Origin of the sequence: Leisingera sp. ANG59 (assembly GCF_013317235.1) — a bacterium.
Taxonomy (GTDB): domain Bacteria; phylum Pseudomonadota; class Alphaproteobacteria; order Rhodobacterales; family Rhodobacteraceae; genus Leisingera.
Genome location: NZ_WLCM01000040.1, coordinates 17,827 through 32,185, shown reverse-complemented (window position 1 = coordinate 32,185; position 14,359 = coordinate 17,827). Strand labels below are relative to the sequence as shown.

Annotated in this window: 13 protein-coding genes; 5 read left to right on the top strand and 8 right to left on the bottom strand. The window is 61.2% G+C overall.

All coding sequences use genetic code 11. The features are described from left to right. A partial coding sequence (locus tag GKC28_RS26765) for a DUF6429 family protein (protein WP_174149106.1) occupies positions 1–158 on the bottom strand: 158 nt, incomplete at its 3' end. A gap of 83 nt (positions 159–241) precedes the next feature. Between GKC28_RS26765 and GKC28_RS21885 the strand changes: the two genes are divergently transcribed. Beyond that, the gene (locus GKC28_RS21885) at positions 242–1,012 is read left to right on the top strand and encodes an IS110 family transposase (RefSeq protein WP_254604351.1); all 771 of its coding nucleotides are present in this window, start codon (positions 242–244) and stop codon (positions 1,010–1,012) included. Positions 1,013–1,549: 537 nt separating this feature from the next. Here the strand turns inward: GKC28_RS21885 and GKC28_RS21880 are convergent. Beyond that, complete coding sequence (locus GKC28_RS21880; RefSeq protein WP_217434177.1) at positions 1,550–2,419, bottom strand: LysR substrate-binding domain-containing protein; 870 nt, start codon at positions 2,417–2,419, stop codon at positions 1,550–1,552. Between the two features lie 117 nt (positions 2,420–2,536). On the opposite strand from GKC28_RS21880, the gene GKC28_RS21875 reads away from it, so the two are divergent. After that, entirely contained in the window at positions 2,537–4,078 is a 1,542-nt protein-coding gene (locus GKC28_RS21875) for a trimethylamine methyltransferase family protein (protein ID WP_174149111.1), read from the top strand. 17 nt (positions 4,079–4,095) lie between these two features. Further along, positions 4,096–5,187 (top strand): aminomethyltransferase family protein, encoded by a 1,092-nt coding sequence (locus GKC28_RS21870; protein ID WP_174149104.1) that lies wholly within the window; start codon positions 4,096–4,098, stop codon positions 5,185–5,187. Positions 5,188–5,501: 314 nt separating this feature from the next. Here the strand turns inward: GKC28_RS21870 and GKC28_RS21865 are convergent, their stop codons facing one another. From GKC28_RS21865 to GKC28_RS21855, 3 genes are read right to left on the bottom strand one after another with little or no spacing between them, the layout of a single operon-like run. Beyond that, positions 5,502–6,692, bottom strand: a complete 1,191-nt coding sequence (locus GKC28_RS21865) for an aromatic amino acid transaminase (RefSeq protein ID WP_174149103.1) — start codon at positions 6,690–6,692, stop codon at positions 5,502–5,504. Then, on the bottom strand, positions 6,692–7,495 hold the full coding sequence (gene proC, locus GKC28_RS21860) for a pyrroline-5-carboxylate reductase (RefSeq protein WP_174149102.1): 804 nt from the start codon (positions 7,493–7,495) through the stop codon (positions 6,692–6,694). Before proC ends, GKC28_RS21865 begins: the two co-directional genes overlap by 1 nt. Positions 7,496–7,498: 3 nt before the next feature. Next, entirely contained in the window at positions 7,499–8,536 is a 1,038-nt protein-coding gene (locus tag GKC28_RS21855) for a zinc-dependent alcohol dehydrogenase family protein (RefSeq protein WP_174149101.1), read from the bottom strand. Between the two features lie 144 nt (positions 8,537–8,680). Here GKC28_RS21855 and GKC28_RS21850 point away from each other — a divergent pair, with 144 nt between their 5' ends. Continuing rightward, positions 8,681–9,160 (top strand): Lrp/AsnC family transcriptional regulator, encoded by a 480-nt coding sequence (locus tag GKC28_RS21850; RefSeq protein WP_174149100.1) that lies wholly within the window; start codon positions 8,681–8,683, stop codon positions 9,158–9,160. Positions 9,161–9,290: 130 nt separating this feature from the next. Here GKC28_RS21850 and GKC28_RS21845 read toward each other — a convergent pair whose 3' ends face one another. Together GKC28_RS21845 and GKC28_RS21840 are read right to left on the bottom strand one after the other, a co-directional pair. Further along, complete coding sequence (locus GKC28_RS21845; RefSeq protein ID WP_174149099.1) at positions 9,291–9,923, bottom strand: tyrosine-type recombinase/integrase; 633 nt, start codon at positions 9,921–9,923, stop codon at positions 9,291–9,293. 365 nt (positions 9,924–10,288) lie between these two features. Beyond that, positions 10,289–11,671, bottom strand: a complete 1,383-nt coding sequence (locus tag GKC28_RS21840) for a YfcC family protein (protein ID WP_254604350.1) — start codon at positions 11,669–11,671, stop codon at positions 10,289–10,291. A 210-nt stretch (positions 11,672–11,881) separates the two neighbouring features. Between GKC28_RS21840 and GKC28_RS21835 the strand changes: the two genes are divergently transcribed. Next, entirely contained in the window at positions 11,882–12,550 is a 669-nt protein-coding gene (locus GKC28_RS21835) for a GntR family transcriptional regulator (RefSeq protein WP_174149097.1), read from the top strand. Positions 12,551–13,460: 910 nt separating this feature from the next. Here the strand turns inward: GKC28_RS21835 and GKC28_RS21830 are convergent. Then, positions 13,461–14,348 carry a LysR family transcriptional regulator gene (locus GKC28_RS21830; RefSeq protein ID WP_174149096.1) on the bottom strand — a complete coding sequence of 296 codons (888 nt, stop codon included), beginning with the start codon at positions 14,346–14,348 and terminating at the stop codon, positions 13,461–13,463. Positions 14,349–14,359 lie beyond the last annotated feature (11 nt).

The following is a 14,359-nucleotide window of genomic DNA, read 5'->3' as shown; positions in this document are numbered from 1 at the left end:
GATTTGGCCCGGTTAACCGGGTCATGGATCAAACCCTTCCGATGCAATCGATCCAGTGCCGACCAGTCCATTCCCTTCCAGGCGCGACGCTCATCATGCAGCGTCAACCAGAGCAGTCCCAGAACCGCGTCGTCGATCTTGTCCTCGTCGATCTCCATGAACAACGGGTATCACATCACAGCGCCAATGGGACCGCGGTCTTCGCCGGAGCCTTACTCAGGTCAGCGCCGCACTATCGGCGATGCGCAACAAGACGGATCGGAACGATGCTCGGGGAATTGCTCAAGTCCTGCGCACGGGGTGGTTCAACCCCGTTTATATGAAGAGCCGGGAGGCGCACGGCATTCGGGCGCTTCTGAGCACACGGAAAGCTCTGCTGAGCAAGACCATTGATCTGGCCAACGAAGTCCGCGGTCTTTTGAAGATCTTCGGTATCCGCCTGCCCAAAACAGTGCAGCATGGCAGCTTTGACGATATGGTCCGGCCAATTGTCGAGATGGATGAGGTGTTGGCCCATGCCTTGCTGCCGCTGCTTGATGCCCGGTTGGCGCTGCACCAACACTTCCTGGAACTGGACCGGAGGGTCAAACGCGCGGCCCGCCAGGATGAGGTCTGCCTGCGCCTGATGACGGCCCCCGGCGTGGGCCCGGTTACAGCATTGACCTTCAAGGCTGCGGTTGATGACCCCGCGCGTTTCAAACGATCTCGCACCGTGGCCGCTCACTTTGGTTTGACGCCCCGAAGATACCAGTCCGGTGAACAAGATAATCCCGGTCGAATATCCAAGGCCGGGGATCGAGACGTGAGGGCGACACTTTACGCCGCCGCCAACTCCTTGCTGGTACGAACCAAGGCGGGCTCTCAGATCAAATCATGGGGGATGCGGTTGATGCGCACCAAGCGGCGTCGCCGCGCTGTCGTGGCTGTCGCCCGCAAACTGGCCGTTCTGCTCCATCGCATGTGGGTAGATGGCACCGAGTTCCGTTCAGGGACGGTGGAGGGCATGGCATGACCTAATAGCCCAATACCAGAACTGAACGGGATCGTCCTCACCGGACGAGGTTCGTGGAAGAAGCCGAAAATGTCTGCTGCGCAACGAGAAGCGCGTCCGAAAGCGAGGCTCTCCACAACCAATCCGACACATGCGTGCAGCGATGCCCTCACCCGGTATCACCCAGACTGCGAAGAGAAGCGTGACCCGGATGAGCGACAATGATCCCGTACAAGGAAGAAAAACGAGCTTGACCCAAACGCCCAATTAGAGAAGCGGACATTCGGGTCTGCACCATCAGCCAGGGCGATGCTGCGCCCCGCTCAAAGGCCAGCGAAGCGCAGGAACTGCCGCTGCACAGTTGCGAACTGTGGTCGCCCTTTGGAACCTGACCGACCCAAAGCTGCCGTATGTGCGGCATTAAAATTGCTGCAGCGCGGCCTGCCTTTGCGGTCATTCGCGGCAACCTCGAAACCGTGCTTGGCCCGCAATCGCGCGATTGGAGACAAGCCTGTTCGAGCAAAAGCTCAAAGAAGCAATTCAGAAAGATTTGCCAGTCTATTGGGTTTGCAACCATCTTGAAAACGCTGCGGCGCAGTCTTGGGAAGCAGCTTTGCGCGGGCGGACCAGAAAGTAGCCGTAGTCCTGCAGCGTATGCGGTGACAGACGGAACAGCTTCTCCTCTTCCAGTTCCCGCTCGATCAGCGTGTCCATCAGGGCGATCCCCTGACCATCAACAACCGCCTGAACTCGCACATTAGGGTCAGGGATGATTAGCGTGTCCCGCCGCGTCCGGTGCGGCAGCCCTGCGGCATTCAGCCAGTCCGTCCAGGCATCGCTGTCATCATGATCACGCAACAGCGTGAAGGTTGAAACCGCTTGTTCCCAGCCGAGCCGCTTCACTGTTTCCAGTGCTGCAGCGTTGCCTGCGGGAAAAGCCGGGCACGGCAGGAACGGCGTAACGTCGCCATCCCCCCATTGCCCGTTTCCCCAACGGATTGCGATGTCAACACCTTGAGCTTCCAGATCGAACAGTCGGATCATCGGTTGCAGCCGGAGCTGGATATCCGGATGCGCCTGCATGAAGGACATCAGCCGCGGCGACAGCCAGCGGGCGGCGAAATAGGTGGAGACACCCACCGTCAGGGTTTTGGCAGAAACCCCTTTGAGGGCCAGAATACCAGCCTCGATCTCTTCATAGTGGCTTTGGCAGGCAGCCAGCAGCTTGAGCCCGTCCGGCGTCATCTCGACCCCGCGGGCATTGCGCTGAAACAGCGCAAACCCCAAATCCGCCTCCAGCGTTTTCACCTGATAGCTGACCGCGCCCTTGGTCATGTTCAGCGCTTCGGCTGCATCGGAAAAGCTGCGGTAACGGGCGATCTCAGCAAACAGGCGCAGGCTGTCGTGATGGCGGAATTCTACGGGCATAACAAAAATCGTATAAATTTCCTGAACGAACAGGGCAAATAAAATCGATTGCTGGCTATTCAGATTCCTAAAATATGGACCACGGAACATTTTTCAGGAGTCTCAGCGTTGGGAAATATGAACGCCAATACCCATATCACCCAGCGCAGCAAGTCGCGCCGGGGGCGGCTGACCCGGCACAATGCGTCCCAGGCGGCACCGGTGTATAGGCGCCGCCATATTCCTGCATACGATTTGCTGGACGAGACCGCACTTCGGCGCATCGAAGCCCAGGCGGACTGGATCCTGGAGCATATCGGCGTCGAATTCCGCGGCGATGACACAGCACTTTCGCTGTTTGCCGCTGCCGGAGCGCGCGTTGACGGTGTCCGGGTCCGCTTCGAACCGGGCCATGTGCGCCAGCTATGCAAAACCGCTCCCGCCGAATTCCAGCTGCATGGCCGTGATCCCGCCCGCACGATGACCTTGGGTGGGGACAACCTGGTGCTGATGCCCGGCTACGGCTCACCCTTTGTCACCGACCTGGAGCAAGGCCGCCGCTATGCCGCGCTGGAGGATTTCGAAAACTTCGTGAAACTTTCGCATATGTCGCCCGCTCTGCACCATACCGGCGGCACCGTGGTTGAACCGACTGATGTGCCGGTAAACAAGCGGCATCTGGACATGATGCAGGCCCATCTCACCCTGTCGGACAAACCCTTCATGGGCGGTGTGACATCCGCGCAGGGCGCACAGGACAGTATAGAAATGGCCCGGCTGGCCTTCGGTCCGGAGTTCCTGGACCGAAACGCGGTGATGCAGGCCAATATCAACGTTAATTCGCCGCTGATCTATGACCGGGTGATGTCCGCCTCCCTGCGTATCTATGCGGCAGCCAACCAATGCGTCTGCATCTCGCCCGCCATCTTTGCTGGCGCCATGGGGCCGCTCTCACCGGCGGCGGTTGCCGCCCAGACACTGGCCGAGGCGATGGCGGGCATTGCCCTCAGCCAGCTGGTGCGCCCCGGCTGCCCGGTCGTCTTCGGCAGCTTTCATTCTTCCATGAACCTGCGCACCGGGGCGCTGACCTTTGGCTCACCGGAGGCGAACCTGACCACCATGGCGCTGAGCCAGCTGGGCCGCAGACTGGGGGTGCCGGTGCGTTCCGGCGGCGGTCAGGTCACTGCCTCCAACGCCGCCGACGGTCAGGCGATGCAGGACAGCGCCGGGGCGATGTGGGCCACCCTTCTGTCCGGCGGCCATCAGGTCTGGCACGCGGCTGGCTGGCTCGAAGGCGGTCTGGTGATGTCCTACGAGAAATTCGTGATGGACCTCGACCACTGCGGCGCGATGCTGAAGATGCTGCAGGGGTTTGGCACGGACGACGAGGCCTTCGGCCGTGATGCCTACGCCGAGGCGGGTCCGGGCGAGAACTTCCTGTCTACCAGCCACACCCTGCGCCACTACACCACCGCCAATTTCGAACCGCAGGTGCCCGAAGGCGGCCCCTTTGAAACTTGGAACGAGAATGGCAGCCAGACCGCTGATCAGCGTGCCGCGGCCCGATGGCGGCAGATGCTGACGGAGTATCAGCCGCCGGAAATGAACGGCAGCACCCGCACTGCCCTGAATGACTTCGTGGCGGAGCGCAAAGCCGCCATGCCTGACGAATGGTATTGAGAAAGGACACCTTGACAATGAACGAAGAACTGAGCCGCACATCGGCGCTTGCCTCCCGCCACATTGCCCTCGGCTCGGGGCTGGAAGACTGGAACGGCATGGGCACCGCCTGGACCTACAGCACCGACCCGAACGACGAGCACGACGCAGTACGTGAGCGCGCCGGCATGTTCGACATGTCGCCGCTGAAGAAGGTGTTTGTCCGCGGCAAGGACGCGCAGGCGGTGCTGGATCACCTGACCACCCGCGACCTGTCCAATGTCGCTCCGGGCAAGGCTGCCTACCTCTGTGTTCTGACCGAAGCGGGCGGTATTGCCGACGACGCCATTGTCTCAAACAACGGCGGCGATGAATGGATGATCGTGCATGGCTCAGGCGATACCATGGCGCTGCTGGAAGCCTCGGCAGAGGGCCGTGACGTCTGGCTGGAGTTCACCGACGACCTGCATGATGTTTCGGTCCAGGGTCCGGCCTCGCTGGATATCCTGAATACCCGTTGCGACATCGATCTTGCCGGGCTGGGTTATTTTGAACATGCTCCTGCCGTCCTCTTTGGCCACCCCTGCCGGATCTCGCGCACTGGTTATTCGGGCGAACGCGGCTATGAGATCTTTGCCAGCGCCGCGGTGATTGCTGACATTTGGGACAAGCTGGCAGAGGCTGGCGTCATGCCTTGCTCTTTCACTGCGCTCGACAAGGTGCGGGTTGAAGCGGGGCTGCTGTTCTACGGTTATGACATGACCGAGGCGCACACCCCTTGGGAGGTTGGCCTGGGTTTCACAGTCGGCGCCACGAAGGGCGACTTCCGCGGCAAAGAGGCAGTGATGGCGTCGAAGGGCCGCGAGAAGATTTCCAATGTCTGCCTCGACATTGATCATTCGGAAATAGTGGAGGGCGGAGAGACCTTGCTGCTGGACGGTGAAGAGATCGGGGTGATCAACAGCCCCTGCTTTTCTCACCGGATGGGCAAATCGCTGGCGCTGGCACATGTCCGCCCTGGGATCGCCGCTGGAACGGTTCTGCGGCTTAAAGGCGAGACTCTTCAAACCGCCGCAACAGTGGTTGGCAGCCCGGTCTACGACCCGCAAAAGACACGGACGCATCAATAACCTGGTGAAATATACTGCGGGCGGACATGAGAGACATTGGGCCCATAGATACTCAGGTCCGCCTTTCAGCATTTTGGCTCACCAAAGGCGGTTACAGGAGCTTCCGTATCCTCCTTAAAAGGCCGAAACGACCAGCCACGGTCTTTCAGTGGACGATTGGTGCGTTAGCACCTTACCGGCACAGTCGGCCCATTGCAGACATTGTCGAGATCATCAATTTCCGCGGTGCGGCATTCGCAAAGCTGGCATCATGTTTCGCCGAATTTCCCAGGCAGCTTGGCTGGCGTCAGGTTGGCCTAACGCACAAGCGTGTTTCATCGTGAGGGCCTCGACATGGTCCGGCAAACGGCGTCGACCAACCACGGGACATCTTCATCCCCGAGCCGCGCGACGTTGATCCGCCCGCCTTGCACGATGTGGATGCCATGATCCCGGGTCAGCGCCATTTCCTGCGCGGCACTCAGCGGCAGGAGCGAGAACATCCCCACCTGCCGTACGAGATAGGCCAGCCGGTCGGTGCCGAACATATCCTGTTCTGTCGCCACGATCCGCTCGCGCGTCCGCGCCACGCGCTCGCGCATCTGGTTGAGGTCGCGCAGCCAGAGAGCTTTCATGTCCGAATCCTGTAGAATTGTCCGCACCACCGCCGGGCCATGATCCGGAGCGTGCGACGCCCCCGAGCGCACAATGGCCGTGACCGCGCGGGTGATGCGCTCTTGGTCGGCTTCACCGGTCTTGATGAACAGCGCCCCTGCGCGGTCGCGGTAGATGCCGAAGGACTTGGACAGGGTGATGCAGACGATGCATTCGGGAAAGCGCTCCGCGATGCGGCGTGCCGTCGAGCAATCAGCATGGAAACCTTGCGCAAACCCGAGGTAGGCCAGATCGATCCAAGGCACGATCCCAAGGGCTTCAAGCGTGTCGAGAAGCGCTGTGAACTGGTCTTCGCTCATGTCCGCGCCCGTCGGGTTGTGACAGACGCCCTGCATCAGGAAGACATCGCCGGGACGGGCGGCCTTCAGACCGTCCAGCATTTGGTCAAATGTCAGTTCGCTGCGCAGCGGATCATAGTAGGGCAGCGCCTGATGGCGCGCGCCGGCGGCCGTCAGGATCGGAACGTAATTGCCGTAGGTCGGGGCTTGCAGCCATACGGTTGGCGGCTCCGGCAGCTGCGCCAGAAGATCGGCCATGACGCGCAGCGCGACCGCGCCGCCCGATGTCTGTGCGGCCACCCAGCGCGCGTTGTAGGCGTCCCCAATAATTTCACGCCCCAACAGGCTGCAATACTCCGCATCTCCGGTCAGGGGGAGGTAGGCCTTGCTTGACTGGGTTTCGATCAGCTGCTGTTCGGCCAGCTTCACAGCCTCCAGAACCGGTGTGCGCCCGTGTTCATCCTGATAGATTCCGACGGTCAGGTTCAGCTTTTCCCGGCGCGGGTCTTGCGCGAACAAGTCGGCGCCGATCATGATCGGATCGATGGGATAGTCTTCGACATTCTCGAACATCACTCGGCCCTTCCCAACTCGACAGCCCGGTCCCGGCAGGCGGTCATCGCGCGCGAGACCATGTCCGCAAAGCCATCATTCTGCATCGAGGTGATGGCGGCGTGGGTCGTGCCATTCGGCGAGGTCACGCGGCGGCGCAGATCCTCGGGCGGCACGTCGGCCTGAGCGGCCATGGAGGCCGCGCCAAGCGCGGTTTGCAGGGTCAACATGGTGGCATCTTCGCGTGTAAGCCCGAGGCTGGCGCCGGCGCGGATCATCTCTTCGATCAACAGGTAAAAATAGGCCGGGCCGCTGCCGGAGACGGCCGTGACCGCATCCAGCAGGTCTTCTCGCGGGAGGTCCACGCACAGGCCAAAGGCTTCGACGATGGTCTTGGCCCGGGCGCGCTGCGCTGCATCGACGCAATCATTGGCGAACATGCCTGTGGCGCCGAGCCCCAGCAAGGCCGGGGTGTTCGGCATGGTCCGGACGATGGCCATGGGCCCGAAGAGCGCCTCCAGCCGGGCTATCGGCACCCCCGCCGCAATGCTGACTAACAGCTTGCCCTTCAGCGCGCCAGCGACCCGCTCGGCCACCTCTGCGATGACCTGCGGCTTGACCGCAAGGACCACAGTGTCCGCTTCGGCGCATCCCGCTGTCACATCGTCCGCGGTGCGCAGGCCGTAAGTCGCCTGCAAATGCGCCCGCTGATCCGCGCCGGGATCGATGACGATGATCTGCGCCGGGGCCATGCCTTGGGCTATCAGCCCGCCGAGGATGGCGGAGGCCATGTTGCCGCCGCCGATGAATGCGATGGTCTCCATGGCTCAGAACCGGGTGATGACGGTGGCGCCGACCGACTGGAATCTGTCCATCTCCATCAGGGCCTGCGGGGCCTCTGCAAGGCTGATCTGCTGCCCCACCAGCCGCGCCGGATCGAGCCGCCCGCTCGCCACCATGTCCAACATTGCGCCGTAGCGATGCGCCTGCATCCCGTGCGAACCGAGAAGTTCGATTTCCTGCCCGACGATCTTCGGCATCGGGATCGCGGGGGCTGAGTGCTCGCCCAGCATCAGCCCCACCTGCACGTGCTTTCCGCGCGGCCGCAGGCAGAGGATCGAGTTCGTCATGGTCACGGGGTGCCCCAGTGCGTCGAGCGAGACATGCGCGCCGCCCTTTGTGGTCTCCCGGATGGCGGCGGGCACGTCGGCTTCCTTGCCGTCGACGACCGCCACGGCGCCAAGCTCCTTCGCCAAGGCCAGCTTGGTCGGGTCGAGGTCCACGCCGATCACGTTTGCCCCCGCTGCTGCCGCGATCATCACCGCCGAAAGGCCCACGCCACCGCAGCCATGCACCGCGACCCACTGGCCTGCGCTGACCTTGCCCTGGTCGATGACCGCCCGGAACGAGGTGGCAAAGCGGCAGCCAAGGCTGGCGGCGGTCGCGAAGTCCATCGTCTCGGGCAGCGCGACGAGGTTCAGGTCCGCCTGGTGGATCGGCACGTATTCCGCAAAGGAGCCCCAGTGGGTAAAGCCCGGCTGTTCCTGATCCAGACAGACCTGCTGGTTGCCAGAGTGACATTCCGAACAGCTGCCACAACCGCAGATGAAGGGCACGGTGACCTTGTCGCCGACCTTCCAGTTCTTGACTTCCTTGCTGACGGCCTCGACCACGCCAGCCAGCTCGTGCCCCGGCACATGCGGCAACTCGATGTCGCTGTCATGCCCCATCCAGCCGTGCCAGTCGCTGCGGCAGACGCCGGTCGCTGCCACCTTGAGCACCACGCCATGCGGCGCAGGCGTCGGATCGTCGACGGTCGTGAGCTTAGGGGCTTCTTGGAATTTCTCGAAAAGGACGGCTTTCATAGCAGGGACTTTCAGCTTGAAGGGGTGATTTCGAGGGCAGATTACCGCCCGGCACGTGAAATACCTTTGCCATTCTTCTTCGCTATAGCGATATTTGGGGCAGCATCTCCTATGCGTGGCCCGCATCGAGAAGGAATCCGCCCTATGCCCGAGATCGACGGCGTCAACGCCGAGCTTCTGACCCTGCTGCAAGACGACGGCCGAATGACCAATGCCAAGCTCGCCGAACGCATCGGGATGAGTGAAACCCCCTGCTGGCGGCGGCTGAAACGCCTTGAAGAAAGCGGCATCATTGAAGGCTATCAGGCCAATCTGAACCGGCGGAAGCTGGGCCTTGGCGTCATGGCCTTCGTCCAGCTTCGCTGCTCCGAGCATGACCAAGCCGCCACCGCCGAGTTCCAGCGTATCGTGCAGACGACGCCGAACATTCTTGCCTGCCACAATACCACTGGAGCGGACGATTTCCTGCTGATCGTGGTGGCGAAGGATCTCGACGACTACAGCGCCTTCGTCGACAGCACGCTACGACGGCTGCCCGGGGTGACGAGCATCCGCTCTAACCTGTCACTGAAGGAGATGAAGGCGTCAAATAAGTTGCCTGTAACGTCTGTTTCCGAAGCGTAGCGGTCGTTCGGCTCCGCTCGCAGCGAATGTCGGCTGTCCGTCCGACCTGCATGCGAACCCGTCGCGGCTATGCGACAGGTTGGAGGTCCGCTTCGGAAATAGGGCCGCCTTTGCAAGCGGCCCGAATTCTTCAAATTTCCACACTTTCGGAGATCGCGAGAGCATCCTCCAGCTCGACGCCGAGATAGCGGACGGTACTGTCCATCCTGGTATGTCCGAGCAGCAATTGAACGGCCCGTAGGTTGCCAGTCTTTCTGTAGATTTGCGCCACCTTTGTCCGGCGCATCGAATGCGTCCCATAGGACGTGGAATCCAGCCCGATGGACCTCACCCAGTCCCGCACGAGACGGGCGTACTGCCGCGTTGAGATGTGCAGACGATCGTGAAACCGGCCGGGCCAAAGGTATTCTGAGCCGACCATCATCGGTTCCTCCATCCATCGCGAGAGCGACTTGCGCGTGCCCTCCGTTATCTCGAAGCGTACTGGTCGCTGTGTCTTGCTCTGAACAATCGAGGCGCGTTCCTTGACCTGGCCCGAGGCATAGACATCCGCGACCCTCAGTGTCACCAGGTCACAGCCACGCAGTTTGCTGTCTATGGCCAGGTTGAACAGGGCGAGATCCCTGTGGTTCAGGGCGATCTCCAAACGGACGCGAATGGCCCAGACGTGTTTTGGCAGGAGCGGCCGCTTCTGACCGACAACGCGCCCCTTGTTCCAGGCTGGGCGGCACGCGCGAATGGCGGGTAAATTGGCAATAGGCATGATAGGCCCTCCGTTCCACCACGCCCTGCCACGGCACCAACCCGACGTTGGTGCATAATTCTAACATGCTGATCCAGCAGCGCGGCTAGTTGCGGTTAGATCAACCGAGCGATGAGCTGGGGAATTCTCGGGCCGAGAGCGAACCTTCGAAGGTAATGTCCTAGCCCGTGCCAGGGTGAACTTCCACAATTAAGGGACTGGCTGGCAAGCCTCGCACTTGCAGCATCCAGCACCGCGTGCCTCATTCGCATGTCCGGTTCGGGCTGAGATCGGCATATTGCTCAGCACCTAGCGCAACACTGAAAAACACCACACGGCGGCCGACAAGCGGCCGCCGCATTTCCCTTTTGTTTCCTGTTTTCGCCTCAGCCTGTCCAGTTCACCGCCTGCGCATAGATCAGGAACAGGGTTGCGATCCCGATCCACAGACCGAACAGCGGCAGGAAGAACCGGACCCAGCGGTCCCAGGACACTCCGGCCAGCGCAAGCGTTGCCATGAAGTAGCCCGAGGTCGGATAGAAGATGTTTGAAAGACCATCGCCCAGCTGATAGGCCAGCACGGCGTTCTGGCGGGTGACGCCGATCAGGTCCGACACCGGCGCCATGATCGGCATGGTGACCAGTGCTTGGCCGCTGCCCGACGGCACTACGAAATTGAAGCCGAGCTGCGACACAAACATGCCGACCGCGGATACCGAACTGGGAAAGTCGCCGACTAGATTGCCCAAGCCATGAACCAGCGTGTCCATCACCTGGCCCTGCTCCAGCATGACTGCCACCGCACGGGCTAGGCCGACGATGATCGCGCCCATGAGCACGTCACGGAAACCTTCGTTGAAGGCGTCGCAGATCTTGCCCGGGGTCAGCCCGGCAATCAGCCCGACAGTTGCGCCCATCAGCACGAATAGCCCCGCCATTTCCATCATGAACCAGCCGCGGGTCAGCACGCCCCAGACCATTAGGCCAAAGAACATGAGCGCGGCAATCCCCGCCCAGGCCTGACGGGTGGAAAAGCGCATTGCCGGCGCGTCCAGGTCATGCACATAGGCTTCGCGCTTGGCGGCTTCCTTGGGGTCATTGGCCAGCAGGCTCGCCTCCGGGTTTTTCTGCACCCGCAGCGCATACCGCATAAGATAGGCGATCCCGGCCCCCAGAAGGCAAATGAACAGCAAAGCCCGCAGTCCGGCGCCGGAGTAGAGCGGCAGCTCGGCGATGGTCTGGCCCAGTCCGGTGTTGATCGGGTTCAGCACCCCGGCGGTAAAGCCTGCGGTGGTCGCCAGCAGCGCGGTGGCTACCGCAGTGACCGAGTCGAACCGCAGCGCGATCATCAGCGGGAGGATCACCGGCACATAGACCAGCGCCAGTTCCTGGGTGCCGATCAGTGTCGCCACGACTGCAAAGATCACCATCAGGGCGGGTATCATCAGCACGCTGCGGGCCGCGAAGCGCCGGGTCAGCTTGTCCACAACCACATCAATCACGCCAGTCCGGCGTATGACCATGAACATGCCGCCAATGATGAAGGTGAAAAACACCACCGTCGAGGCGTTCACCAGACCGTTCGGCACGGCCAGCATGAATTGTTCCCAGCCGATCGGGCTGGCCTCGACGTATCGGAAGGAGTCCGGATCGACGGCGCTGCGTCCGTTCGCAAGGGTCACCCGGTCGTACAGCCCGGCCGGCACGAAATGTGTCGCCAGCGCGGCCAGCGCCGTGAACACGAATAGGATCACGTAGATATGCGGCATTCGGATTCCCTCCTCCTGAACTCCCGCTTCAATCTCCTGTTGCTGTGCTGACATGTGTTCCTCCCTTGCCGTCACTTCCAAATGCCTGTTGACATCTTCTGTAAAATGTTAGGTGCTATATTATGGTTGTGACAATCAGGGATTCCGAAAAGCATCTATCTGGATTTCTTGAAGGACTTCCTGATTTAATTGATATTCAAAGGGTTGAGTATGAAAGACGGGACCGGATCAGGGCAGGAGCTGCAGGCGGACCAGGCGTTTGAGGCGCTGCTGGCTGCCCTGCGGCAAGGCACGCTCAGGGCCAATGAGTTTATTTCCATGCCCAAACTCTCCGAATTGCTCGGCTTTCCGATTGCCGCCACCCGTGAGGCCGTCAAGCGGGCAGAGACACAATCCCTTGTCAGCATCCTGCCCAAGCGCGGCATCGTGGTGATGGACGCGAGCCCGGAAGTGACGCGCGCCTGCCTGGACATGCGGGCGCTGCTGGACAAGGAAGGGGCCTGCCGTCTGATCCGGGCCGGTGTACCGATGCCGCTCAACCGTTTGCGAGGCGCGCATGAAACGATGCTGCAGCTGGCGCAATCCGGCAGCGGCGGCGATCTGCCGGCTCAGGCCCTCGAAACCGATCTCAGCTTGCATGACCTGCTGGCGAGCGGGCTGGATAATCCTTTTCTGCGCGGCGTCTATGATGCCAACCGTAACCGTCTGTCGGTGATTCAGGCCGCCCGTGCCTTTCTGGTTGACCGCATTGTCAGCGCCATGGAAGAGCATCTCGCAATCATTGCAGCCCTGCGTGCGCACGACATCGAACAGGCTGCGAAGGCAATCGACCACCACTGCCGTCAGACAATGCGCTGGTGGGGAGTCGATGAGCGTTGAGAGTTTCCCCCGCCGCAAAGATGCGGATTCGGGGGAAACTTGGCGTCCTTTAACGGGTGGACCGGGACCAAAGTTCCACATGCGCAGCCACCGGGTTCCCGGAGGATGCTTCTGTAAAGGTTACGGCCACTGACCGGACGATTGAAAGTCAGTAATGTCGCTTGAACAAATTGCGGATAAGAGGCCAGCCGCCCTGCGAAGCGCGGACCTTCACGACTGTCCTAAGAGAATTTCTGAAACAAACTGTCAGCGAAGGAATATATGACTGGAAATCGGCCACTTGCATTCGCAGGCGTTTGGCTGGGAAAGTTCGCATTGTCCCGAATCCCTTCCGTTCGATGATGGTTGGTGGCTGCCCCTGCTGCGAAGGTCTGCTCCTTTCATTGCTTGTGCAGCATGGGATCGCCGCCCGGCTGGCAGACCCCAAGACTTTGAAAACGTCGCTGTCTGCGCTTCGCTCACCTTGAAGCGGGGCGCAGCATAGTCCTGGTCGGTCGAGCGGATCTGAAGGTCCGCTCTCGGGAAGGTTGACCAGATATCTCGCGAACGCAGAAGCACCTTCGCTACGCCTTGCATGAATGTCGTGATTGGGCTGGCTGCCGTCATGCCAGGGGGTAACCAAGATCCGCTCTGGTCTTCCAGGGCGGCTGCCTGGTCGCCGCGACGCCGCATGGCGGCAGTGAGCCCATTTTACCGAGCAAGCAGTTGCAGCAATTTGCAACTGCAGCAAAATCGCGCGAGTGTGGTCGGCCAAAGCCGACCTCCAACAACTTCTATCGATGCCGCGGTGCGCCCATCACTACTGCCGTTCGCAGCGGGAGCACAATATTAGGTTCGCCAAGCGGAACCAAGACAAGAATTGGCTTCCGCGAGTTCGTCAAGCACTGCCGCTTGGTTCTTTGCCAGCTGATTAGGCATCCCGAAAATCCGCCACGATTGCATCTATCAAAGCCCGAACTCTGCGTGGCTGCGTGCGCCCTGCTGGCATGACAGCTTGCAAACCGATAGGGGCAACTTCAAATTCTCTTAGAAGCGGGACGAGCCGCCCGGCAGCAATATCCTGATGCACATCCCATTGTGACTTCCGCACAACTCCGCGCCCTTCCAGGGCCCAGCGACGTATCAGGCCGCCATCATTTGCTATCCGGTCGCCCCGCACTGCAACCATCTGCCTGCCACCGTCGATCTCGAACGGCCATGCCCGGTCAACATCTGATCCGAAGCGCATGAGCAGACAGTTGTGGCTCTCGAGATCAATCGGATGGAGCGGAATTCCGTTCCGTTCCAGGTAGCCGGGCGCCGCGCAGACAATCCGTGAGTTACTGGCCAAACGCCGCACGATCAGGCTGCTGTCGGCCAAGTCGCCATAACGTATTGCCAGATCAAGACCCGTTGCGGCCACGTCGACAAAACCATCGCTCAGTTGCAAGTCGACAGAGGTTTCGGGGTTGTCGTCGAGGAACCTGTCGATGATGCGGGCGAGCCGGTTCCGCCCTAGATCAGACGGCGCGCTCAGCCGGATTGGTCCGGCAATGCGCTCAACACCAAGCCGGATGCGCGCTTCCAGCTCCTCGGTCTCCGCGAGCAGGCGCTGCGCACCATCAACCAGCTCGCGCCCCTCCTCTGTCAGGCTGATGGATCGGGTCGTCCGGTTCAACAACCTAGCACCGTAGTGTGCCTCGAGTGCTGCAAGGCGTTCAGATACCGTTGCCGGCGACAGCCCCATCTCGCGGCCCCCGGCGGCCAAGCCGCCCTTTTCGACGATGCGCAGAAACAGGGAAAGATTGTCTAGAAGCATTATTCGAAGTA

What these genes read in the sequence shown, in the direction of transcription:
- GKC28_RS21885 (WP_254604351.1), top strand. Translation starts at nt 242, where the DNA reads ATGCGCAACAAGACGGATCGGAACGATGCTCGGGGAATTGCTCAAGTC.
- GKC28_RS21880 (WP_217434177.1), bottom strand. Translation starts at nt 2,419, where the DNA reads ATGCCCGTAGAATTCCGCCATCACGACAGCCTGCGCCTGTTTGCTGAG.
- GKC28_RS21875 (WP_174149111.1), top strand. Translation starts at nt 2,537, where the DNA reads ATGAACGCCAATACCCATATCACCCAGCGCAGCAAGTCGCGCCGGGGG.
- GKC28_RS21870 (WP_174149104.1), top strand. Translation starts at nt 4,096, where the DNA reads ATGAACGAAGAACTGAGCCGCACATCGGCGCTTGCCTCCCGCCACATT.
- GKC28_RS21865 (WP_174149103.1), bottom strand. Translation starts at nt 6,692, where the DNA reads ATGTTCGAGAATGTCGAAGACTATCCCATCGATCCGATCATGATCGGC.
- proC (WP_174149102.1), bottom strand. Translation starts at nt 7,495, where the DNA reads ATGGAGACCATCGCATTCATCGGCGGCGGCAACATGGCCTCCGCCATC.
- GKC28_RS21855 (WP_174149101.1), bottom strand. Translation starts at nt 8,536, where the DNA reads ATGAAAGCCGTCCTTTTCGAGAAATTCCAAGAAGCCCCTAAGCTCACG.
- GKC28_RS21850 (WP_174149100.1), top strand. Translation starts at nt 8,681, where the DNA reads ATGCCCGAGATCGACGGCGTCAACGCCGAGCTTCTGACCCTGCTGCAA.
- GKC28_RS21845 (WP_174149099.1), bottom strand. Translation starts at nt 9,923, where the DNA reads ATGCCTATTGCCAATTTACCCGCCATTCGCGCGTGCCGCCCAGCCTGG.
- GKC28_RS21840 (WP_254604350.1), bottom strand. Translation starts at nt 11,671, where the DNA reads ATGCCGCATATCTACGTGATCCTATTCGTGTTCACGGCGCTGGCCGCG.
- GKC28_RS21835 (WP_174149097.1), top strand. Translation starts at nt 11,882, where the DNA reads ATGAAAGACGGGACCGGATCAGGGCAGGAGCTGCAGGCGGACCAGGCG.
- GKC28_RS21830 (WP_174149096.1), bottom strand. Translation starts at nt 14,348, where the DNA reads ATGCTTCTAGACAATCTTTCCCTGTTTCTGCGCATCGTCGAAAAGGGC.